The sequence below is a fragment of the Tenacibaculum skagerrakense genome (assembly GCF_004345825.1).
Classification (GTDB): domain Bacteria; phylum Bacteroidota; class Bacteroidia; order Flavobacteriales; family Flavobacteriaceae; genus Polaribacter; species Polaribacter skagerrakensis.
The window spans coordinates 212,058-233,436 of sequence record NZ_SLXM01000002.1; the positions used below are offsets into that span (position 1 = coordinate 212,058).

At 31.1% G+C, this 21,379-nt stretch carries 20 protein-coding genes; 8 read left to right on the forward strand and 12 right to left on the reverse strand.

Going from position 1 to position 21,379, the window contains the following annotated elements; translation table 11 throughout:
- Nucleotides 1-3: 3 nt before the first annotated feature.
- From EV195_RS05290 to EV195_RS05300, 3 genes are read right to left on the reverse strand one after another with little or no spacing between them, the layout of a single operon-like run.
- On the reverse strand, nucleotides 4-597 hold the full coding sequence (locus tag EV195_RS05290; RefSeq protein WP_132793690.1) for a SprT-like domain-containing protein: 594 nt from the start codon (nucleotides 595-597) through the stop codon (nucleotides 4-6).
- A gap of 3 nt (nucleotides 598-600) precedes the next feature.
- Complete coding sequence (locus EV195_RS05295) at nucleotides 601-1,284, reverse strand: SDR family NAD(P)-dependent oxidoreductase (protein WP_132793692.1); 684 nt, start codon at nucleotides 1,282-1,284, stop codon at nucleotides 601-603.
- A gap of 11 nt (nucleotides 1,285-1,295) precedes the next feature.
- On the reverse strand, nucleotides 1,296-2,267 hold the full coding sequence (locus EV195_RS05300; RefSeq protein WP_132793694.1) for a YjgN family protein: 972 nt from the start codon (nucleotides 2,265-2,267) through the stop codon (nucleotides 1,296-1,298).
- A gap of 120 nt (nucleotides 2,268-2,387) precedes the next feature.
- On the opposite strand from EV195_RS05300, the gene EV195_RS05305 reads away from it, so the two are divergent.
- Entirely contained in the window at nucleotides 2,388-3,671 is a 1,284-nt protein-coding gene (locus EV195_RS05305; RefSeq protein WP_132793696.1) for a metal-dependent hydrolase family protein, read from the forward strand.
- A 73-nt stretch (nucleotides 3,672-3,744) separates the two neighbouring features.
- On the forward strand, nucleotides 3,745-4,752 hold the full coding sequence (locus EV195_RS05310) for a hypothetical protein (RefSeq protein ID WP_132793698.1): 1,008 nt from the start codon (nucleotides 3,745-3,747) through the stop codon (nucleotides 4,750-4,752).
- 188 nt (nucleotides 4,753-4,940) lie between these two features.
- On the opposite strand, the gene EV195_RS05315 is transcribed toward EV195_RS05310, so the two are convergent.
- Nucleotides 4,941-6,449 carry a hypothetical protein gene (locus EV195_RS05315; protein WP_132793699.1) on the reverse strand — a complete coding sequence of 503 codons (1,509 nt, stop codon included), beginning with the start codon at nucleotides 6,447-6,449 and terminating at the stop codon, nucleotides 4,941-4,943.
- Between the two features lie 7 nt (nucleotides 6,450-6,456).
- Entirely contained in the window at nucleotides 6,457-7,500 is a 1,044-nt protein-coding gene (locus tag EV195_RS05320) for a glutaminyl-peptide cyclotransferase (RefSeq protein ID WP_132793701.1), read from the reverse strand.
- 186 nt (nucleotides 7,501-7,686) lie between these two features.
- Here EV195_RS05320 and EV195_RS05325 point away from each other — a divergent pair, with 186 nt between their 5' ends.
- The 4 genes from EV195_RS05325 to EV195_RS05340 all read left to right on the forward strand — a co-directional run bounded on the left by EV195_RS05325 (nucleotide 7,687) and on the right by EV195_RS05340 (nucleotide 11,136).
- Entirely contained in the window at nucleotides 7,687-7,938 is a 252-nt protein-coding gene (locus tag EV195_RS05325; protein WP_132793703.1) for a type B 50S ribosomal protein L31, read from the forward strand.
- Nucleotides 7,939-8,037: 99 nt separating this feature from the next.
- Nucleotides 8,038-9,549, forward strand: coding sequence for an FMN-binding glutamate synthase family protein (locus EV195_RS05330; protein ID WP_132793705.1), 1,512 nt, complete (start codon nucleotides 8,038-8,040; stop codon nucleotides 9,547-9,549).
- 25 nt (nucleotides 9,550-9,574) lie between these two features.
- Entirely contained in the window at nucleotides 9,575-10,672 is a 1,098-nt protein-coding gene (locus EV195_RS05335) for a class I SAM-dependent methyltransferase (protein ID WP_132793707.1), read from the forward strand.
- 176 nt (nucleotides 10,673-10,848) lie between these two features.
- Nucleotides 10,849-11,136 carry a hypothetical protein gene (locus EV195_RS05340; RefSeq protein ID WP_132793709.1) on the forward strand — a complete coding sequence of 96 codons (288 nt, stop codon included), beginning with the start codon at nucleotides 10,849-10,851 and terminating at the stop codon, nucleotides 11,134-11,136.
- A gap of 77 nt (nucleotides 11,137-11,213) precedes the next feature.
- On the opposite strand, the gene EV195_RS05345 is transcribed toward EV195_RS05340, so the two are convergent.
- The gene (locus tag EV195_RS05345; RefSeq protein ID WP_132793711.1) at nucleotides 11,214-11,861 is read right to left on the reverse strand and encodes an outer membrane beta-barrel protein; all 648 of its coding nucleotides are present in this window, start codon (nucleotides 11,859-11,861) and stop codon (nucleotides 11,214-11,216) included.
- 578 nt (nucleotides 11,862-12,439) lie between these two features.
- Nucleotides 12,440-15,295 carry an aminomethyl-transferring glycine dehydrogenase gene (gene gcvP, locus EV195_RS05350; protein ID WP_132793713.1) on the reverse strand — a complete coding sequence of 952 codons (2,856 nt, stop codon included), beginning with the start codon at nucleotides 15,293-15,295 and terminating at the stop codon, nucleotides 12,440-12,442.
- 121 nt (nucleotides 15,296-15,416) lie between these two features.
- Between gcvP and EV195_RS05355 the strand changes: the two genes are divergently transcribed.
- On the forward strand, nucleotides 15,417-16,232 hold the full coding sequence (locus tag EV195_RS05355) for a UbiA prenyltransferase family protein (RefSeq protein WP_132793715.1): 816 nt from the start codon (nucleotides 15,417-15,419) through the stop codon (nucleotides 16,230-16,232).
- Nucleotides 16,233-16,256: 24 nt separating this feature from the next.
- Here the strand turns inward: EV195_RS05355 and EV195_RS05360 are convergent, their stop codons facing one another.
- From EV195_RS05360 to EV195_RS05370, 3 genes are all read right to left on the reverse strand, one after another.
- On the reverse strand, nucleotides 16,257-16,829 hold the full coding sequence (locus EV195_RS05360; RefSeq protein WP_132793717.1) for a hypothetical protein: 573 nt from the start codon (nucleotides 16,827-16,829) through the stop codon (nucleotides 16,257-16,259).
- 102 nt (nucleotides 16,830-16,931) lie between these two features.
- The gene (locus tag EV195_RS05365) at nucleotides 16,932-17,648 is read right to left on the reverse strand and encodes a hypothetical protein (protein WP_132793719.1); all 717 of its coding nucleotides are present in this window, start codon (nucleotides 17,646-17,648) and stop codon (nucleotides 16,932-16,934) included.
- A gap of 43 nt (nucleotides 17,649-17,691) precedes the next feature.
- Nucleotides 17,692-18,414: a hypothetical protein gene (locus tag EV195_RS05370; protein ID WP_132793721.1), complete on the reverse strand. Its 723-nt coding sequence runs from the start codon at nucleotides 18,412-18,414 to the stop codon at nucleotides 17,692-17,694.
- A 161-nt stretch (nucleotides 18,415-18,575) separates the two neighbouring features.
- Here EV195_RS05370 and yaaA point away from each other — a divergent pair, with 161 nt between their 5' ends.
- Nucleotides 18,576-19,334 carry a peroxide stress protein YaaA gene (gene yaaA, locus EV195_RS05375; RefSeq protein ID WP_132793723.1) on the forward strand — a complete coding sequence of 253 codons (759 nt, stop codon included), beginning with the start codon at nucleotides 18,576-18,578 and terminating at the stop codon, nucleotides 19,332-19,334.
- Between the two features lie 12 nt (nucleotides 19,335-19,346).
- Here yaaA and EV195_RS05380 read toward each other — a convergent pair whose 3' ends face one another.
- Both EV195_RS05380 and EV195_RS05385 read right to left on the reverse strand, forming a co-directional pair.
- Entirely contained in the window at nucleotides 19,347-20,774 is a 1,428-nt protein-coding gene (locus EV195_RS05380) for an L-serine ammonia-lyase (protein ID WP_132793725.1), read from the reverse strand.
- A gap of 88 nt (nucleotides 20,775-20,862) precedes the next feature.
- Nucleotides 20,863-21,204, reverse strand: coding sequence for a DUF2853 family protein (locus tag EV195_RS05385; protein WP_132793727.1), 342 nt, complete (start codon nucleotides 21,202-21,204; stop codon nucleotides 20,863-20,865).
- Nucleotides 21,205-21,379 lie beyond the last annotated feature (175 nt).

Genomic DNA, 21,379 nt, shown 5'->3' on the forward strand with positions numbered 1-21,379 from the left:
ATTTTATTGTTCTATGTATAAAACTTCAACATTTTGGTTAAAAAGATACACGCGGTTGTTACTCAAATTTAAGCACTCGTATCGAGTTCTTCTTTTCACACCACGTTTGTATAACGTATTTTTATATTGAAAAATACATTCATTCGGGATTTCAAATATAAAACTCTTTCCTGATTCCGCCATACCTTCTCGTAATGCTAATGATAAATTTACATCTGCATCGGTGCTTGCTTTTGGGTTTTTTAAATAATTTGCTAAGTACGGCAATATCTTTGGAGGATAAATTTCAGGTTGTAAAAAAGGCAACATTAAATGCTGAAAAATGGTTTTCCACTCTTTACCATGTGGTTGTACTCGGCCAAATTTTTTATGCGTTACATGATGTGCAATTTCATGAACTAAAGTCAGTAAAAACTGATGCTTATTTAGATTGTTGTTAACCGTTATTTGTGTTCGTCCATCAGGTAAAGTTCTAAAGTCACCATGCTTGGTTTGCCTTTGATGTACAATTTTTAGATTTACTTTATGCTCGTTAATTAAGTAGATTACTAAAGGAATTGCTTTTTCGGCAATGTATTTTTGTAATATGTTAGTCAATTTTTATGGTGTTGAACTAGAAACTTGTAATACTTTTCCGTTGTAAATTTTATTTCCTGTTAAAGCAAAATTAAAAATATAATTAGCCATTTCTTTTGCTGTAATCGGAGCCTGATATCCTGGGAAAGCTTCTTCTAGCATTTCAGTTTGAACCGCACCTAATGCCAATACGTTAAAAGCGATACCTTTATCCTTGTATTCTTCTGCTAATAATTCTGATAGGGTTATTACAGCACCCTTTGCAGAACTATAAGCTGCTAGTCCAGGGAATTTCATACTTCCTTGAATTCCTCCCATACTACTAATCGTAATTACATGACTGCCAGGTTTCATATGAGGAACTAACTTTTGTGTTAGTTGTGCTACAGCAAACACATTTACTTGGTACACTTTTAAAAAGTCTTGAGAGTTTAATTCTTCAAAAGGTTTGTTTACCAACATTCCAGCATTATGAATCAAAATATCAATTTGTCCAAATTTTTCAATAATAGTTAAAGCTGCTTTCTCTAATGAAGCCTCATCCATTAAATCTGTAGCTATAGGAAGTATGTTCTTATGATTTATATTTTCTAGTGGAATGCTGTTTCTTGATAAGGCTATAACTTGATGTCCTTCGTTAGCAAACTGCTGGGCTAACTCAAAACCAATTCCTCTACTAGTACCTGTAATTACTATGTTTTTCTTCATCAATATGGTTGTTATAAAAGATCAATCTCTAGAAAATCTAAGAAACTATCTCCAGAAGCATCGTTATAATTATCGTAGTTTATTTTCTGAATCGCATCAGTATCGAGTCCTTCTTCAATTTCTAAAAACCTAAAAATAAATGTTTGAGTTCTAATAATTACCCAAGGAGTTGCAAGTCCAAGAGTAAAAAAAGCTAATAAAAAGTTTACAACTAATAACTCAAAGATATCGCCAGCTTTAGCATTAAAACGTAAGCTAATATCTCTTCCGTTTTGAGTAATTTTAGTGTTTTCAGCATAGAAAGTATATAATTCTTTGATATACCAAATTGTGTAAATACCCAGAGTTAAATAAAATAGGAAAAAGAATTTAAGATTAATCCAAAATAATGTATCTCCTTTTCCTTTAAAATCAAAGGATAGATTACCAAAGCGTAAATGACTTAAAACATATTTTCTTAAATCAACGCTAAACCAAGCGCCGTAAATTCCTAATGTTAGAAAGGTAAGTAAAGTTCCAATCATACATTTCCAGAACAATTCCATTTTGTCTCCTAAATACGAAAAATGAATTCCTTTCCATGAGCTTTTAGATGCTCTATAACGTACAGCACCATGAATAGCGAAAGGAATAATTAAAATAAAGAATAAATAAAAAACTCCTACTGTTATTCCAGTAAACGTCGGACTGTCAATTAGAGCTCCATAGCCTAAAAAAGCATAGAAAAGAAAAAGAACAGCATAAATTTTTAAAAATCCGAAGAACACTTCTTTTCCTGTTCCGTGAAAAACAAAAGCATTTTTGTCAATTTCTGTAGATTTATAATGATAGTTTAATATCTCAACTTTTGCCCATGGATAATAAATTCCAAGAGTGATAATTGTTAAGAATATATTTTTGAAAAAAATAAGCGCGAATTCACTTCCTTTTCCAAAATAATTAAATTGTTTTTTATCCGAAAAAAGCCCTGAGAATCTTTCCATAAAATAGTTTGCTAATTAGTAAATCAAAATTGCGATTTTATTTTCTGTTACACAACTTTTGCCATTGTATTGTGAAATTAGCTATTTTAGAGTTCTATTAAACCTAATTTTTTATTAAAAATGAGAAAAATACTACTCCTTTGTTTATTTGTTTTTTCAACGATTAGTTTGTTTGGACAGACTACCTACATTCTTTGCGGAAAATTAATTGACACAAAATCTGGAACAATTAAATCAAAACAAACGATAGTTGTTCAAGAGAATAAGATTTCTAATGTAATTGATGGTTATGTAATTCCAAGAAGTAAAACAGATAAATTAATTGATTTAAAAAATAAAGTTGTAATGCCAGGTTTGATAGATATGCATGTTCATATCGAAAATGAATTTGGACCAAGAACACGATTGGATAGATATGTATTAGATGAAGCAGATGTTGCTTTTAATTCTGTAGGTTTTGCTAAAACAACTTTATTAAAAGGTTTTACTACAGTTAGAGACCTAGGAGGTACAGGGGTGAATATTTCGATTAGAAAAGCAATTGATGCTGGTAAAATTCCAGGTCCTAGAGTATTTACTGCTGGAAAGTCTTTAGCAACTACAGGAGGTCATGCAGACCCAACAAATGGGAGTAGAAGAGTTTTAATTGGTGACCCTGGCCCAAAAGAAGGAATTGTAAATAGTGTTGAAGATGCTAAAAAAGCTGTTCGTCAGCGTTATAAAAATGGGGCTGATTGTATTAAAATTACTGCTACTGGAGGTGTGTTAAGTGTTGCTAAAAGTGGAGATAATCCTCAGTTTACTGTAGAGGAAATAAAAGCGATTTGTGAAACTGCAAAAGATTATGGCATGCATGTAGCTGCACATGCGCATGGAGATGAAGGAATGCAACGTGCTATTATTGGCGGAGTAAAAACTATAGAGCACGGAACTTATATGAGCGAGGCTACTATGGATTTAATGAAAAAGCATGATGTGTATTTAGTGCCAACTATTACAGCAGGAAAAGAAGTAGAAGAGAAAGCTAAAGTAAAAGGTTATTATCCTGAAATTGTAGTTCCAAAAGCATTAGCAGTTGGACCTCAAATTCAAGGTACATTTAAAAAAGCGTATAAGCGTGGTGTTGGTATAGCTTTTGGTACTGATGCAGGAGTTTTTAAACACGGAAATAATGGTAAAGAATTTGGATATATGGTTGAGGCAGGAATGCCAGCTATGGAAACTATTCAGTCGGCAACAATTACCAATGCTAAAATTTTAAAGATGGATACTGAAATAGGACAAATTGCTAAAGGTTTTTATGCTGATATCATTGCTGTAGATGAAGATCCTACGAAAAATATTAAAACAATGGAGAAAGTTGTTTTTGTAATGAAAAATGGAGTAGTTTACAAAAAGGAATAATTAATCAAAATTAGTTGATATTAAACGTAACAAACTATTACAAAATGCTACTAATAATTACAATTAATTAGTTATGTTTTTATCATATAAATATTGGAGCAGGTATAATTTTATAATTATTCCTGCTCTTCTTTTTTTAAGCTTAATACTTTTATTAAAGTCAAGTTATTATAAAGTGGATTTATCGGTTTACATTACAATTGATTTTGTACTTACCATCCCTTTATTGTATTTCTTATTAATTAGAAAAAGGGCAATTCCAAAGATTACAGTGCTTTCCGTAACAGTTGTTTCTACTCTTATAGCAGCCTTTCTCATTCCTGAATCAGATCAGTACTTATTGAAATCTGTAAAGAATATTATGATTCCGGTTGTAGAAGTAGGTGTGCTAGGTTTCGTATTTTACAAAGCACGATTACTTTTTAAAAGTTTTAAAAGCAGCAATGAAAGCACAGATTTTTTTACAACTATTCAAATAGCCTCTGAAGAACTTTTTCCAAAAAGAATAGCTCATTTTTTAGCTACTGAAATTACGGTATTTTATTATCTGTTTTTTTCTTGGAAATCAATAAAGAAAACTAAAAATTCATTCTCATATCATAAGGAAGGAACTTATAATAGTGTACTATTAGGCATACTGTTAGTTATGTTAATAGAAACTTTTGTATTGCATTTTTTCATAGTAAGGTGGAGTGAGATAACGGCTTGGATTTTAACGATACTTAGTTGTTATACCTTATTACAGTTTTTAGCATTATTTATAGCGATTAGTAAAAGACCTATAGAAATTAATGAAGAAAGAAATGAATTAATTGTACGATTTGGTTTTGCTGGTTTGGCAACAATTCCTTTAGATACAATTGAAAAAGTTACTTTTTCATCTAAAGAAATAGAGGATGAGACGATACATTACTTTTCTTTTTTAGGAAAATTGGCTGGTCATAATACCATATTATATTTCAAGGAGAGAATTGAGTATGAAACTATTTATGGAATAAAGAAAAACACAAATGCGTTAGCTTTTATAGTAGATGATAAAAAAGCCTTTTTAGAAACAATTCAAAAGATAAAAAATAGTTAATGAGTTCTAAAAAATAAAAAGGACTACTCGTTGTCCTCAACAAATAGTCCTTTACAAACCAAATTAACTACTATAAATAATTATAATGAAACAAACTTTACAACAAATATACTACAGAATTTCAGTGTTTTAACTAAAATTCGATAAATGGTAGGAAGAGTATAGTTAAAGCAAAAAGCTCAAATAGACTATTCAATTATGATGTGTTGATAAGCACCTATATCAGGTGATGTAGTTCGATTTATCCCTAATAAATCGATTGATAGAGAAGTCGCTTTGGCTTTATTAATAGCATCACTTTGATCTCCAATTCTAAAATCTTCATCAAACCTTCCAATAAAGTCAGGATTTCCATTAATGATATTGTTCAAATAATGTGAAGTATCATTGAAGTTTAATTCGGCATTGTTGGCAAACGAGTTGTTAAAATCATCAAATTGAATTAAACAATTTTCAATAAAATAATTAAACACGCCACCATCTACTTTATCTAAAACAAACTCAACATTGTTACCACCGTTTATAATACAATTTGTAAAATTAGCAGCTGATAAATCTCTGGTGTCAGTTACTTCTTGGCCTTGACTATTTTCAAAAACAAAAAAGTTATTAATTAATACAGCAGGTAATGAGCGTAAGCTATTATTCCAATAATTAGCAAAAGTTGAATGCGTAAAATTATAAGAACCACCAACGGTTCCCGCAAAGGAAACTTGCCCAGCGTCTCCAACTACTACATTATTACCAACTATTTCAGCTTCACGTCCTAAAATACCAAAGCTAGATTGGTTGTAAACCTCAGAGTTTTCAATTTTTAAAGTAGGAACTCCAGCCGTTCCTAAACTATCAACTAAAACACCAATAATTCCATTTTTAATAATAGTGTGATTCAGCTCATTGTCTTTACTTCCTGCACGCATCCAAATAGTTCCCCATTGTCCAGGAACCTTGTCAAAAAATGGTTCTAATCGATCGCCTTCAAAAGTTACTTTTTCATTTAGAGTTCCGTTTACTTTTAACGTTCCTAATTCATCAACAATTAACCCAGAATTATTATGAAAATGAATACGAGCTCCCGCTTCAATTGTTAAGGTTTTATTTGGAGGAACAGCTGCGTAACCATAGATTACATAAGGCTTTTCATTGGTAAAAGTAAGCTCACTATCTTCTAGATATCTTCCTTGAAGTGTAGTTGATTGTCCGTTAAGTGTAAGTTTATCAATTTCCAATGTGATTGGATCTCTTTCTGGAAAAATAAATGTAGCGTCTTGTACTAGGGTAACTAAATCAACATCTTGTTGGTTATCTCCGCTGTCAAATAAAATTTTATCCGTGTATAAAGGGTCGGGTAAAGAGCTAACATCTACAGTAGTTTCAACAAAAACAAAAATACTGTCATTAGCTAAAATTTCAATATCCTGAAAAATTTTACCAGGAATTCCATCAACGTTTAAACGATAGTTAGAAGTAATACCATTTTCTAAGCGGATTTCAGGAATGCTTATGGGATTGTTACTCCTGTTATAAACTTTTAAATTATAAGTTGCAGAGCCTATATTAGTAAAAATAGTATCTAAAAATACAGTGTCCTTAGAAAACTCTAGTTTACCAGAGCTTGCAACAGTACTAAAGTCTTTTCTACAAGAGCTAATAATTACTATTATAGCAAGGATAAGAACTGTCTGTATATATTTCATGATTGGATTATTGCTTAATGATTTCTATCTCAAATAATTTCCCCCATTTTTTTCCAGTAACAAATAAACGATTATTTTCTTTGTCGAAAGCGATACCATTTAAAACATCATCACCATCAGTAATTTTTTGTGTTTTCTTTATTTCAGTTACCAAACCTTTTAATTCAACAACTCCATCAACAACACCATTTTCAGGGTTAATTATTGCTATAAACGGTTTTTGCCAATAATTCGCATAAATTTTACCATTGATATATTCCAGTTCATTTAATTTCTCTAAAGTAATCTTATCTGTATATACTTGTATATTTCGCTCTTCTTTTTGAGTTGTAGGATTTAAAAACCATAATTTATTTGATCCGTCAGACTTAATTAAAGCGTTTTCAGAGTGTGTTAATCCCCAACCTTCAATGCTTTTTTGGTATTTAAATTCTTTTACGATTTTAAAAGTATCTAAATCAAAAATAAATCCTTTGCCAGCTTTCCAAGTCAACCAAAAAATTTGATTATCAACAATTGTCATTCCCTCCCCAAAATACTTGTCGCTTAAGTCGTATTGTTGTAAAACTTTTCCAGTTTCTAGTTCAACTTTACGTAACCAAGATTGTCCGTTACGACCAGTAGTTTCATATAAAAAGCCATTATGATATTCCAATCCTTGCGTAAAAGCATTCGCATCGTGTGGATAGGTATTAATAATTTTATATGAATACGTGTCATATTTTTTATTTGAAAACACTTCAATAGCGTTATTTACTCTTTTTACTTTACCAGGAATAAAAGCTAAAGCAGTAATAGGGTGCTTACCTACACCAAGTTCATTGGTGTTAATAGAAGTTTCATTGTTTTTTAAGGTTAGGCGTTTGGTTCCAGCATATACATGAACGCTGTCTACCTTTTCTCCATTTAACTGTTCAAATTTTATGTTAACAGTTTCTCCGAGAGTAGTTTTTTCAGGTGAATTTATTCTAAAACGATAACTTGCTTCTCCACAAGAATTTAAGGTTAAAAGTAGTAAACTAAATAAGGAAGCTTGCTTGATGAATTTCATATTACTTTGGTTGCGGATTTTTTATGTAATTTTATACAAATAAACTAATTTATTTGTTTGGAATTTAAAAAAAAGGGTTAAATTTGCAGCCTCAAATAGCCATTGCAGGTTTTTTTGATTTTTCTGAAGGCGTTTAAAACTTTACCAATTTTAAACAAATTCAAATTAAATTAAAAGTTTATAAAGATGAAAAAAGGTATACACCCAGAAAATTATAGAATGGTAGCTTTTAAAGATATGTCTAACGGAGATGTATTTTTAACAAGATCTACAGCAAATACTAAAGAAACTTTAGATGTAGATGGTGTAGAGTATCCATTAGTAAAATTAGAAATTTCTAGAACTTCTCACCCGTTTTATACTGGTAAGTCTAAGTTAGTTGATACTGCTGGACGTATTGATAAGTTCAAAAACAAATATTCAAAGTTCAAGAAGTAATTCTAACTTTAGCAAAATATTTAAAAGCTCTAACTTCAAAGTTAGAGCTTTTTTTATGCAAGAATTCTTGTATTTTTAACCAAAATAAAATTTAAAAAAATGAGAGACACCATATTAACAATTGTAGTTGTTATTAATGTTTTGTGTGGATTACTGGTTTGGTTTATGCCAGATTTGGGAAACTATATCCTCTTAACTATTGCATCAGCTTTTACAATCCTAGGTGTTTATGATGCTTTCTTACAGAAGAAGCATTCATTATTAAGAGCATTTCCGATTGTAGCACGTTTAAGATGGTTTTTTGAAGAAGAAAGAGAGAAAATTCAACAATATTTTATTGAAGACGATTTAAATGGAACTCCTATTAATAGAGAAAAAAGAAGTATTGTATACCAAAGAGCAAAAAAAGAAATAGAAACAGTGCCTTTTGGTACACAACATAATGTATACAAAAAAGGATATGAGTTTGTAAAGCACTCCATTTTTCCAACAGACCATCATGAAGTTGAAGGAGAACATGTTGTTTTTGGCTCAGATAAATGCTCTCAGAAATACACAAGTTCTATTATTAATATATCGGCAATGTCTTTTGGTTCACTGAGTAAAAATGCTATTATGGCGCTTAATCAAGGAGCGAAAATGGGAGGATTTGCTCACAATACTGGAGAAGGAGGTATTTCACCTTATCATTTACAAGGTGGCGATTTAATATTCCAAGTAGGAACTGGTTATTTCGGAGCAGGAAAAACGGTTGATGGAAAACGTTATTTTGATGATGATGTTTTTAAGGAAAATGCTGTAAGGCCTGAAGTTAAAATGATTGAGATTAAATTGTCGCAAGGAGCTAAACCTGGACATGGTGGTATTTTACCAGCTAAAAAAAATACGATTGAAATTTCTAAGATTCGCTCTGTAGAACCATTTACAAGAGTAGATTCACCACCAGGTCATTCTTCTTTTTCAAACTTTCATGAAATGATTTCTTTTATTCAAAAAGTAAGAGAGTTAAGTAATGGAAAACCAGTAGGAATAAAGTTCTGTGTTGGTAATAATGAAGAAATAGAAGAGATGATAAAATCGTTTTCTGAAACAAATAATTATCCCGATTTTATTTCTGTTGATGGAGGAGAAGGGGGTACTGGTTCTGCTCCTTTAGAATTTACCAACTATATAGGTACACCGTTATTAGAAGGATTGTCTTTTGTTTATAAGACATTGGTTAAATATCAATTAAAAGATCAAATAAAAATTATTGCTAGTGGTAAAGCTATCGATGCTTTTGATGTCATAAAAATGAAGGCTATGGGAGCCGATGCGGTAGGTATGGCTAGAAGTTTTATGTTAAGTTTAGGTTGTATTCAGGCAAGGGAGTGTAATCTAGATACTTGTCCGGTTGGTGTTGCTACACAAGATGAAGATTTAGTTGAGGCTTTAGTAGTGGAATATAAAAATGTGAGGGTAAAAAATTATCACACTAAAACTATAGCAGCAGTAAAAGAAATGGTATCTGCTATGGGAAAAAAATCAATAAGCGATCTTGGTCCTAAAGATGTTTTTAGAAGAAATAAAGCAGGAGATATCACTTCGTTTGATAAGATTTACTTTAACTAAAATTCATATATAAGTATTCATTCTTTTGGAAAAAGAAATAGTAATCAACGGTAAAGAGTATATATTAAATCGTTATCCTGAAACTCAAGATAAAGCATTAAGAGCTTGGAGTAATGCAGAGGTTTTAGTCTTAAATTTTATTCAAGATAATCCTAAAAAAAAGATTCATTTATTTAATGATAGGTTTGGAGTTTGGAATTGTGCTTTACATGAAAAGCAAGTTGAAACAATTTGGACCTATGCCAGTCAAAAAAAGGCTATAGAAAGCAATCTAACAAGTAATAATTTATCTTCAGAAGCGGTTTATAAAAGTCCACTTGATAAATTAGATAACGTTGAGTTGGCACTCGTTAAAATTCCGAAATCTATTGAGTTGTTTGAGTTGTTTTTATATCAAATACAGCAAGGATCAAATGAACAAACAGAAATTGTTTGTGGTTTTATGACAAAATATTTTTCACCAGCTTATTTAAAGACTGCTCAAAAGTACTTTACGGTTGTCGAGCAATCTAAAGCGTGGAAGAAAGCGAGATTATTAATCTTAAAAGAACCTAAAAAGGAAATTCCTGTATCTACTAAAGATTTAGTGAATACCATAAAATGGAATGAAGGTACTTTAAAACAATATTTAGGAGTTTTTTCTTCTGATAGAATAGACATCGGAACTCAATTTTTATTGGAGAATTTAGTAGTAGAAGATAATGAAATTCAAGTATTAGATGTTGCTTCTGGTAATGGAATACTATCTTATGAGGTATTGCAGCAAAATGAAAAAGCCTATGTTACCTTAGTAGATGATTTTAATTTAGCTATTGAATCATCGAAACTCAATTTACCTGCAGAACAAGCGCGATTTATTTGCACTGATTGTATGGAGGGAGTTGAAGATGATTTTTTTGATTTAATAGTTTCAAATCCTCCTTTTCATTTTGAGCACGAAAACAATATTGAGGTTAGTTTAAGACTGTTTCAAAGAATAAAAGATTGTTTAAAGCATAACGGACGTTTTGTAATGGTTGCGAATTTGCATCTAAATTATATAACACATTTAGAAAAGTTATTTCGTAAAGTTTCAGTAATCAATCGAAATTCTAAATTTATAATTTATGAATGTAGATTGTGAATTTTATAAACTTAAAACTTAAATTTTTCATTTATCGTAAATAAAAGTTGTTTTACCGATGATTTACTACTATTAGCAGATAATTAATAGAAGAAATATAATTTCAAGGTATCTTTAAATGTCGAATTTATTAAATAAACGACAAGTTAATTTTTAATCCCTATTCTATTTTTACCATGAAATTCACTTACTCAATTAAAAATGTTGAAAAAGAGCAAATAGCTTCTCTTAAGTTTCCAAAAGATGAAATTTTAGAACGAAAAAACGATCAAATTAACCGTTCAATTGAATTAAAAAGAGCGTTAGTTCTTGGTAATATTGAACACCAAAAGGTTAAAATTGTTTTTGTGGATGATGATGGTTATAAGCGAGTTGAAACTACGGTTTGGGGACTTACTGATACATCAGTAATTCTTAAACAGGCAACTCTAATACCTTTACAAAGAATAGTAAGTGTAGCATAATATAAAACTTAGTATAAAAACAAACCTCTTTAGACATTGTATGCTCTAAAGAGGTTTTTCTTTTTCTAGCTAAAAGTTTATAAATAAAAAGTTAAACCAAATATAAAGCTTGTAGCATCTAAATTTAAGTTAAAACCGTTATTGTATGTTTTACTTGTGTCTACGGTTTTAGATCTTGAGTTGCTATGTGAGTAACCTAAACGCCCAACATTTGCATTTAATGAAATATTCTTATTTACTAAAAAAACAATTCCAGGCCTAACATTTATTCCAAATGTATTTCTAATAGAGCCTCCAGTGTTTCCCAAACTATCAGACGAATCTTGATCTCGATTGCTATAACTCAATTCACCTTGAAGCGTAAAAGCAAGTCTTTTTGAAATAGAAAAATATTTTCTTCCAAAAGCAGCAACAGAATAATTATTTGTAGTTCCTTCACTATCGGCTGTTGGAGATGAAGAATCATTTTTCCAATGACCAAATCCTAACCTTAAACCTAAAGAAAGGTTGTCTGATATAAAATACTCCGTGGAAGGAAATATGTTAAAATTAAAATTTGAGCTTTCGGCATCGGGTTCACTCTCAAAAGTTGTTTTATTGATTCCAGCGGAAAACTGACCAGAAACTCCCCATGTTCCTTTTTCAATTTTAAATTTTTCATCTTTTTCCTGTGCGTAAGAAATAGTAGTTGTAATTAATACAAAAAAGAATAATAATTTTTTCATGAATAATGATTTTTTGATTTCAGTCCAAAACTATTTTCGAAACGTTTTTGCAGCTCACAACAATAAGTTAATATAAACCAAGCGAAAGGTTAAATAATAGTAGATTGCTGATTGATTATTAAAATTTCACTTAATTTTTAATACTTTAACCAAACTCAAAATAAGTATTAATAGGTTTTAAAGTTATTATTAGCAAATGATTTAAAAAGATAGTTACATCAATTACTTTTTACTATGTAGTTATTAATATATAATTAACAAATACCTTTTTTTACTTGAAAAAAAATACTATATTGCCACTGCTATGAAACTTATTGCTATGGTTTCATAAATTGTTTATTAATCAAAATGATTTACTATCAAGATAGATAGTAAATAATATTACTTTTTAACTTGTGAGAGGTGAAAAAGTATCTACAGCTTAATGCTAGTTATAAAGTAGGGGTTAACTAGTATTAATTTTTCTCATACATTAGTTTTTTAACCGCAATTATTTTTAATAGTTGCGGTTTTTCGTATAAAAAAAGTCTTTAAGGTTTTTAACCTTAAAGACTTTTAAATCTATCCTATTGTGAAATTTATACTTCAGACTCCATATAATCTTCGATAGGATTACATGAACAAATTAAGTTACGATCACCATAAGCATCGTCTACTCTTCTAACTGAAGGCCAAAATTTATTCTCAGCGATATAATCTAAAGGAAATGCAGCTTCTTTTCTACTATATGGTAAATCCCAAGTATCAGAAGTTAACATTTCTTGCGTATGTGGAGCATTTTTTAATACGTTATTAGGGTTTTCTTTTGTAGCTACTTCAATTTCTTTACGAATAGAAATTAACGCATCACAAAAACGATCTAATTCAGTAATACTCTCACTTTCGGTTGGTTCAACCATAATTGTACCTGCCACAGGAAATGAAACAGTAGGAGCGTGGAAACCATAATCCATTAATCGTTTTGCAATATCTACCACTTCAATTCCATTTTGTTTAAAGTCTCTACAATCTAAAATCATTTCATGTGCAGCACGTCCCATTTCTCCTGTATACAACGTATTAAAATGACCTTGTAAACGTTCTTTCATGTAGTTAGCGTTTAAGATAGCTACTTTGGTAGAATTTGTCAATCCTTCAGCTCCTAACATAGTAATGTAACCGTATGAAATCAAACATGCTAATGCAGAACCCCAAGGAGCTGCAGAAATAGCAGTAATAGGATTATCTCCACCCGTAGCAATTACTGGATTAGTAGGTAAGAAAGGAACTAATTGTGGAGCTACACAAATAGGTCCAACACCAGGTCCGCCTCCACCATGAGGAATTGCAAATGTTTTATGTAAATTTAAGTGGCAAACATCAGCCCCAATAGTAGCAGGGTTAGTTAAACCTACTTGAGCATTCATGTTTGCACCATCCATATATACTTGTCCACCATTATCGTGAATAATTTGAGTAATTTCTTGAATGGCTTTCTCAAATACACCATGAGTTGATGGATAGGTTACCATTAAAGCTGCTAAATTATCTTTATGTAATTCTGCTTTTTCACGTAAATCTTCAACATCGATATTTCCTTTTTCATCTGTTTTTGTAACCACTACTTTCATTCCGGCCATAACAGCAGAAGCAGGATTGGTTCCATGAGCAGAAGAAGGAATTAAACAAATATTTCTATGTGAATCTCCATTAGCTAAGTGATAAGCTCTAATAACCATTAAACCAGCAAACTCTCCTTGTGCTCCTGAATTTGGTTGTAATGATGTTGCGGCAAAACCAGTAACTACATTTAATTGTTGCTCTAAGTTTTTAAGAACAGTTTGGTAACCTTCAGCCTGATTTAATGGTACGAATGGGTGAATATTTCCCCATTGAGGATTACTTAAAGGTAACATTTCAGAAGCAGCATTTAATTTCATGGTACAAGACCCTAATGAAATCATAGAGTGATTTAATGCTAAATCTTTACGTTCTAATTTTTTGATATAACGCATCATGTCCGTTTCAGAATGATACGAATTGAATACTTCATTATCTAAGAAAGAAGTATTTCTTTTAATATTTGCAGGTATTACATCAGTATTGGTAAATTCTGTGATAGTAATATCCTGAATATTGAATGCTTGTTCAAAGCAATCAACTATGGCATTTATTTCTTTTAGGCCAACAGTTTCATTTAAAGAAATTGAAACATGATTTTTATCTACATAATTGAAGTTGATTTCGTTTGCTTCAGCTACTGTCTTTAATTTATCAGCTTCAACTTCAACTAAAATAGTATCAAAGTAAGACGTGTTTTTTTGTTTAAAACCTAATCTTTCTAAGGCAGTAGTTAGTGTAGTAGCAGCCGAATGAACCTTGTTTGCAATAAATTGAATTCCCTCTTTCCCGTGATAAACCGCATACATACCAGCCATAACAGCTAATAAAACTTGGGCAGTACAAATATTTGAGGTAGCACGTTCTCTCTTAATATGTTGCTCACGAGTTTGAAGTGCCATACGTAATGCTCTTTGATCGCTAGCATCTTTCGTAACTCCAATTATTCTTCCAGGAATACTTCTTTTGTAAGCCTCTTTAGTTGCAAAAAAACCTGCATGAGGTCCACCATAACCCAAAGGAATTCCGAAACGTTGAGTTGTACCCACAACAACATCAACTCCAAATTCACCTGGAGCTTTTAATACAGCTAAAGATAAAATATCAGCAGCAACAGCTACTTTAATATCTTTAGAGTTTGCTGTAGCTACAAAATCAGAATAATCATACACTTGACCGTGTTTAGCAGGATATTGTAAAATTGCTCCGTAGTAATCATCAGCGAAATCAAATTTAGTATGATCTCCTACTACTAATTCAATCCCAATTGGGATTGCACGCGTTTGTAAAACTGATAAAGTTTGAGGTAAAATTTCTTCAGAAACAAAGAATTTATTTGCTCCATTTTTTTTCTTTGAGCGTTCTCTTACATCAAACAATAAAGCCATTGCTTCAGCAGCAGCTGTACCTTCGTCTAGTAATGAAGCGTTAGCGAGTTCCATTCCTGTTAAGTCACAAACCATTGTCTGATAATTCAACAGAGCTTCTAAACGACCTTGAGCAATTTCAGCTTGATATGGAGTGTAAGCAGTATACCAGCCTGGGTTTTCTAATATGTTTCTTTGAATGACACTTGGAAGTATCGCTTCATGATAACCTAAACCAATGTAGCTTTTAAATACCTTGTTTTTGTTTCCTAGTTGATTAATATGATTTAAGTATTCATATTCACTAAGAGCTTCAGGTAAATTAAGATCTTCTTTCAAACGTATATCGTCTGGAATAGTTTCATAAATTAATTGGTCTAAACTGTCTACTCCGACAGTTTTTAACATTGTTTCTTGTTCACTAGTTCTAGGACCAATATGACGTAGTTGAAACGAATTTGTGTTCATTTATTGTGTTGTTGTATTTTGGATAGCAAAAATAACTAAAACTTAAAGATTTTCTAATCCCCGTTTTCTTAAATTATTAACTGAATTTAGGGTTTATAAACAATTGAGTTACCTTTGTCTTGTGAAAGTTTTAAGAGCAATTTTTGAGTTTTATATAAACTCTAGTATTCATGTGGCTTTGGCGGTCTATGCGTTAGTTAGAGTTACTGAATTTTACTTTGATGTCGCGTACAACGAATCGTTATGCTATTTTATATTTTACGGAACTATTACAGGGTATAATTTTGTAAAGTATGCAGGTGTGGCTGGGTTACATCACCTGAGTTTGACAAAAAACTTACGGTTAATTCAACTATTTTCTTTGGTAGCTTTTGCACTAATGGTATGGTATGTCTTAAAGCTAGATTTAAAAACACTTTACTATTTTGTTCCTTTTGGTTTATTAACAATCCTATATGCAGTTCCCTTGTTTAAAAAGTTTTCTGTGAATCTAAGGGCCGTAGCTTCTTTGAAAATTATAATTATTTCCTTGGTTTGGTCTGGAGTTACTTGTTTAATTCCAATAGCTGTTGAAGGGGTTGACCTAGATAGTAAATTGGTGTTAATTTTTATTCAGAGGTTTTTATTTGTCTTAGTCTTAACACTTCCTTTTGATATTAGAGACTTGCGTTTTGATAAAAAACAATTACAAACAATTCCTCAACTCATTGGAGTGGAAAGAACCAAAAAACTTGGTTTTGTTTTATTGGGAATAACTATGGTGATAGAGTTCTTAATAACACCAAACGCTAAATTTAAGTTTGTTTATTTGATGATTTTTTTATCATTGTTATTTCTTCTTCAAAGAGCAAAAAGAAAACAACCAAGGTATTATGCTTCTTTTTGGGTAGAATCTTTACCAATTTTTTGGTGGTTATCTTTAGAGATCATAAAATAAAAAAAAGGCTTTAAAGCCTTTTTTCTAGTTTGTTGATGATTGTTTTTTTGAAGCCTTTTTAAAAGCACTTTTCTTTAATGATGATAAACACAATTGTGAATAGGTAATTTCCTTGTCGCAAGTAAAACGTTCACCTTCACTCCAAGCATCTATTGTTTTATTTCCTTTACTAACTGATGCTTTTGAGACAATAGACATACAATCAGTTTTTTTAATTCTACTGATAGGAATAGTGTAAGAAAATTCATTTACACCATTTTTATGGTTTTTTTGATGTTCAACTTCTTTTAAGTTAGGGCATCCTTTTTCATCTAATGGTATATCGTTATGATTCCCGATGAATAAATTGGATGTAAGTAAGGTCCATCCTTGTTTAACTTTAAAAGTAATAAGTAGATTCGTTTTATCTTGTGTAGCTATTTGCAAAGATCCTACTTCTTGTTCGTCTCCTATAAGTTTTGTTTTAAAAATAACTTTGTTCTTTTCTAAGGATGAGAAGTTAATTGTTAGTTTTCCGTTAAAATTGGGATAAGTAATATAGCTTGAAAAAAGAAAGGTTAGACAGATTGAAAACAATAAAGTTTTAACTTTTTTCATGTTGTATTGGTTTTAAAATATTTACAAATATAGATGTTTAAAACAAATAAGAGTCATAGTTAGTAATTACTATGACTCTATTTTTTAAGATTATTTTTACAATTAATTAGTGTCTACTGGATCATCGTCATCATTATCATCACATAACGAAAAATATGTAGCAGGACACCTTGTTCCTTCAAAAACTTTACCATCACCCCAAGCTGAATAAATCCAACACCATCTGCGATAGTAAATAGATAATTTTGCATGAGTAGCAAGTGTAATACATTTAATGCCTTTTAATTCTGCTATAGGAATTGTATAGGTGTATTCTTGTATTCTTGAAGTTCTGTGGCTCTCTCTATATGGAAATTTAGTGTAGTTAGGATATCCGCGGTATAAAGGAATCGCTTCTTTATCTCCAATAAATAGACTAGTCTTCCATAAGTTCCAACAGTTGTTGGTTTTATAAGTAACTAAAATATTTTTGTTTTCTAGAGTTACTGTTACAGTACCAGCTTTGTAGTTTCTTCCAATAATTAGATCTGTTGTTTTTAGTACAGTTTTATCTCCTATAACAACAACTTTACTAGCTGTATTAGAATCTTCTTTTGGCAATAGTACCTGAACTTCAGAAACAATATCTTGAAGTTCCATCAATTCCTTTTCATTAATAATTCCATCTGGTTGTTCTACCGTTCGTTCTTCGGAATTAACAACAGGTTCTTGTTGTAAGTTAGATTCTTGATTTTCAATTAAAGATACGTCTTCATTGTTGTTACAACCTATAAAGGTTAATAACAATGCAGACATAAAAACATAAATTGTTCCCCTCATAATTTAAAGTTTTTATGGTTGATTTATAAAAAAAGTGATTTGCTTAATTGGTTGTGGCACCACCGCCACCTCCTCCAGGATTGTCGCAGAAAGAAATGTACATTGCCCAGCTTCTACCTTCAAATTCAGTACCTGCTCCCCAAGCAGTTTCCGTTCTTGAGCACTCGTTACTGTCATTATCTACAGGTTTAGTTTTTCCATCTTTACCTTTAGCGCTAGTACCTCTTGCAGAGCCACCAGGTAGTGTTCCAATAGGTCCGTCAGGTAATGGTCCAGTAGGCGAGTCTGAGCATACACTTGTAACTACGGCATGAGCTGCGATGGTAAAACATTTAGCACCTTTAAGTTCAGCTATAGGAATAACATATGAAAACTCATTAACTCCATCATGTTCTGCTTTGAAAGGAAACTTACCGATTTTAGGATTTCCTTTTTTTGTTACAGGTATCAAATCTTTATCCCCAGCATACAAATGCGTTTCATTTAAAACCCAATTATCGTTGGTGGTATAAGTAACTGTAACATTAATTTTATCAATAGAAACAGTTACGGTACCAGCAACATGATGTTGGCCAGCCATTAAATCAGTTTCATGAATTACAAAACCAGTAGCAGATTTTGAAGCTGTATTAGAAATATTTTCTAAGGATTGTAAAAAAGAAAGTTCTACCGAATCATTGTTTTCTTCAACAAGAGTTTCATTGTCATTACAACCAATAAAAGTTAATAGTAAGAATGACATAAAAACATAAATTGTTCCCCTCATAATTTTTGTTTTTAGGATTATTAAATTACAGGGCGCTAATATAGGATTTTTTTTAAAACAATATTTTTATTTAGATGTTTATTTATTCATTGTTAATTAATTAGCGTGTTTCGTTGTTTGGTAAAACTATTGTAATTTTATAGCACAAAATTTAATTTTTAATGAAGATTATAATTTCACCTGCAAAGTCACTCGATTTTGAAACACAACCTAAAGTAAAAGAATATACACAACCACGTTTTTTAGAAGAGTCTGAAAAACTAAACAAAAAGCTGAAGACCTTATCTAGAAAAAAATTGTCTGAGCTAATGAATATTTCCGATGATTTGGCTTCTTTAAATTACGATAGAAATCAAGATTGGAACATACCGTTCAATCCTGAAAATTCAAAACAAGCTATTTATAGTTTTACTGGTGAAGTGTTCAGAGGAATTGATGCAATGACAATTGATGAGAATAAAGTTGAAGTACTACAAGATAAATTACGAATTTTATCAGGTTTGTATGGTTTGTTAAAGCCGCTAGATTTAATTCAACCTTATCGACTAGAAATGGGTACAAAGTTGAAGGTAGGTAGAAAAGAGAACTTATATCAATTTTGGGAAAATAGTTTAGCTGAATCTTTAAATGCCGAATTGAAAGATAATGAGCTTTTAATAAATTTAGCGAGTACAGAATATTTTAAAGCGTTGCCAAAGAAAGCTTTAAAAGTTCCTATGATTACCCCAGTTTTTAAAGATTTCAAAAACGGTCAGTATAAAACAATAATGACATTTGCTAAAAAGGCTAGAGGTTTAATGGTTCGATATATTATCGATAATGATGTTGAAACTCTAGAGCAACTAAAAGGTTTTGATACAGAAGGTTATCAATACACAGAGGAAATGTCTTCAGAGCAAGAACTAGTTTTTACACGATAATTTTCAGTTGGATTAGCAATCTGCTAATCCAACTGTTATTGCTAATCCGCCTTCTGAGGTTTCTTTATAATTTCTATTCATATCTTGAGCTGTAGCCCACATAGTATCTATAACTTTATCTAAAGGCACTATGGCATCGCCTGCATCTCTTTCTAAAGCTAGTTCAGCAGCATTAATAGCTTTAATAGCTCCCATTGCATTTCTTTCTATACAAGGTATTTGTACTAGTCCACCAATAGGATCGCATGTAAGGCCCAGATGATGTTCCATAGCTATTTCAGAAGCCTCTAAGCATTGAGAAGGTGTTCCGCCTAAAAGTTCAGTTAAAGCAGCAGCAGCCATAGCTGAAGATACTCCGATTTCAGCCTGACATCCTCCCATAGCAGCAGAAATTGTAGCATTCTTTTTAAATAAACTTCCTATTTCTCCTGCAGTAAGTAAAAATTTTCTAGCATGTTCTATAGTAGCATCATGATTTTCAATAACCATATAATACATTAAAACAGCAGGTATAACACCGGCGCTACCATTAGTAGGAGCGGTTACCACTCTCCCTAAAGAAGCGTTTACTTCGTTTACAGCTAAAGCAAAACAGCTAACCCATTTTAAGATTTCTCTAAACTTAACTTCTGTTTGTCTTATGGCGCTTATCCAGTCATTGATTCCGTGATACTCAGTATCTTTGATTAGTTTCTGATGAGTAGCAAAAGCCCTTCTTTTCACGTTTAAGCCACCAGGTAAAATTCCTTCAGTATGACATCCTAAATACATACATTCTAGCATAGTGTGCCAAATAGTATCTAAACCTTCATTTATTTGATCTGTAGATCGAAGTACTTTTTCGTTTTCAAGTACAATTTCAGAAATAGCTTTTTCTTCATTTTTACAATAAGCATCCAAATCAATAGCTCTATTTATTGGAAAAGGAAAGTGATGAGCTGGAAGATTTTCAAATAACGTATCTTCCTCTTCTTCCTGAATTACAAATCCACCTCCAATGGAATAATACGTTTCAGTAGAAATCTCTTTTCCTTCAATATCATAACCTCTAAATGTTAATCCGTTTGCATGATAAGGTAAAAACTCTCTATTAAAAACAATAGAGTCCATTTTAAAATCTAATTCTTTTGCTCCATTAAACTGGAGCTTATGGTGAAGTTTTATGTAATCAATATTTGCATTAATTTCATCAATAGGAATAAATACCGGGTCTTTACCACTTAATCCTAAAGCAACAGCTAAATCAGTAGCATGCCCTTTACCAGTCAAGGATAAAGAACCATATAAGTCAACTTTTATAGCGCTAACGTTATCAAATGAATTATTAGATTCTAATTTTTGAATCCAATGTTGAGCAGCTCTCCAAGGTCCTAAAGTATGAGAACTAGAAGGTCCTACGCCAATCTTTAACATGTCAAAGACACTAATAAATTGATGCATAAAGTAAATTATAGTCGTTTGTTATAACAAAAATAAAAAACCTGCATTGAAAACAATACAGGTTTTAGATAAATTATTTAATCAGAAATTATTTTCCGTAAACAGATTCTTTACCAAATTTCTTAGTTAAAAGATAGTAAACAACTGCTCTATATTTATTTCTTTCAGATTTACCAATTTGTTCAACTACTTCAGCAATTCCGTCATCTAATTTTGGGCTATCAGCTAAGCCTAATTTTTTAATTAAGAAGTTTTTCTTAACAGTTTCAAGTTCTTTTGGGTCTGTGCCAGATACTGTTTCAGCATCTTTTTTGTAGATAGAAGGTCCTAAACCTTTAGTTACTGCTGATAATAAATCTGCGTCAAAACTTAATCCTTTGTCATTCATAAATTTTTTGTACAGTTCTACTTTTTCGTCGAATTTGCTCATAATTTTATTATTTAGTTAATTTAGTATTTCAACTCTTTTCAAATATAGAAAAATAATTAGGGATTTCAAATTGAATAATAACAAATACTTAAGGGTAATTTTGCGGTTTTAACTAGGTGTGTTTTTGTTAATTAATTTGTTGAAAACTAAAACGTCAAATTGTTATAAAAACTAC

Bases quoted from the DNA above. Each gene is read 5' to 3' on its own strand.
- EV195_RS05295 (WP_132793692.1), bottom strand. From the start codon at position 1,284: ATGAAGAAAAACATAGTAATTACAGGTACTAGTAGAGGAATTGGTTTT.
- EV195_RS05300 (WP_132793694.1), bottom strand. From the start codon at position 2,267: ATGGAAAGATTCTCAGGGCTTTTTTCGGATAAAAAACAATTTAATTAT.
- EV195_RS05305 (WP_132793696.1), top strand. From the start codon at position 2,388: ATGAGAAAAATACTACTCCTTTGTTTATTTGTTTTTTCAACGATTAGT.
- EV195_RS05310 (WP_132793698.1), top strand. From the start codon at position 3,745: ATGTTTTTATCATATAAATATTGGAGCAGGTATAATTTTATAATTATT.
- EV195_RS05315 (WP_132793699.1), bottom strand. From the start codon at position 6,449: ATGAAATATATACAGACAGTTCTTATCCTTGCTATAATAGTAATTATT.
- EV195_RS05320 (WP_132793701.1), bottom strand. From the start codon at position 7,500: ATGAAATTCATCAAGCAAGCTTCCTTATTTAGTTTACTACTTTTAACC.
- EV195_RS05325 (WP_132793703.1), top strand. From the start codon at position 7,687: ATGAAAAAAGGTATACACCCAGAAAATTATAGAATGGTAGCTTTTAAA.
- EV195_RS05330 (WP_132793705.1), top strand. From the start codon at position 8,038: ATGAGAGACACCATATTAACAATTGTAGTTGTTATTAATGTTTTGTGT.
- EV195_RS05340 (WP_132793709.1), top strand. From the start codon at position 10,849: ATGAAATTCACTTACTCAATTAAAAATGTTGAAAAAGAGCAAATAGCT.
- EV195_RS05345 (WP_132793711.1), bottom strand. From the start codon at position 11,861: ATGAAAAAATTATTATTCTTTTTTGTATTAATTACAACTACTATTTCT.
- gcvP (WP_132793713.1), bottom strand. From the start codon at position 15,295: ATGAACACAAATTCGTTTCAACTACGTCATATTGGTCCTAGAACTAGT.
- EV195_RS05360 (WP_132793717.1), bottom strand. From the start codon at position 16,829: ATGAAAAAAGTTAAAACTTTATTGTTTTCAATCTGTCTAACCTTTCTT.
- EV195_RS05365 (WP_132793719.1), bottom strand. From the start codon at position 17,648: ATGAGGGGAACAATTTATGTTTTTATGTCTGCATTGTTATTAACCTTT.
- EV195_RS05370 (WP_132793721.1), bottom strand. From the start codon at position 18,414: ATGAGGGGAACAATTTATGTTTTTATGTCATTCTTACTATTAACTTTT.
- yaaA (WP_132793723.1), top strand. From the start codon at position 18,576: ATGAAGATTATAATTTCACCTGCAAAGTCACTCGATTTTGAAACACAA.
- EV195_RS05380 (WP_132793725.1), bottom strand. From the start codon at position 20,774: ATGCATCAATTTATTAGTGTCTTTGACATGTTAAAGATTGGCGTAGGA.
- EV195_RS05385 (WP_132793727.1), bottom strand. From the start codon at position 21,204: ATGAGCAAATTCGACGAAAAAGTAGAACTGTACAAAAAATTTATGAAT.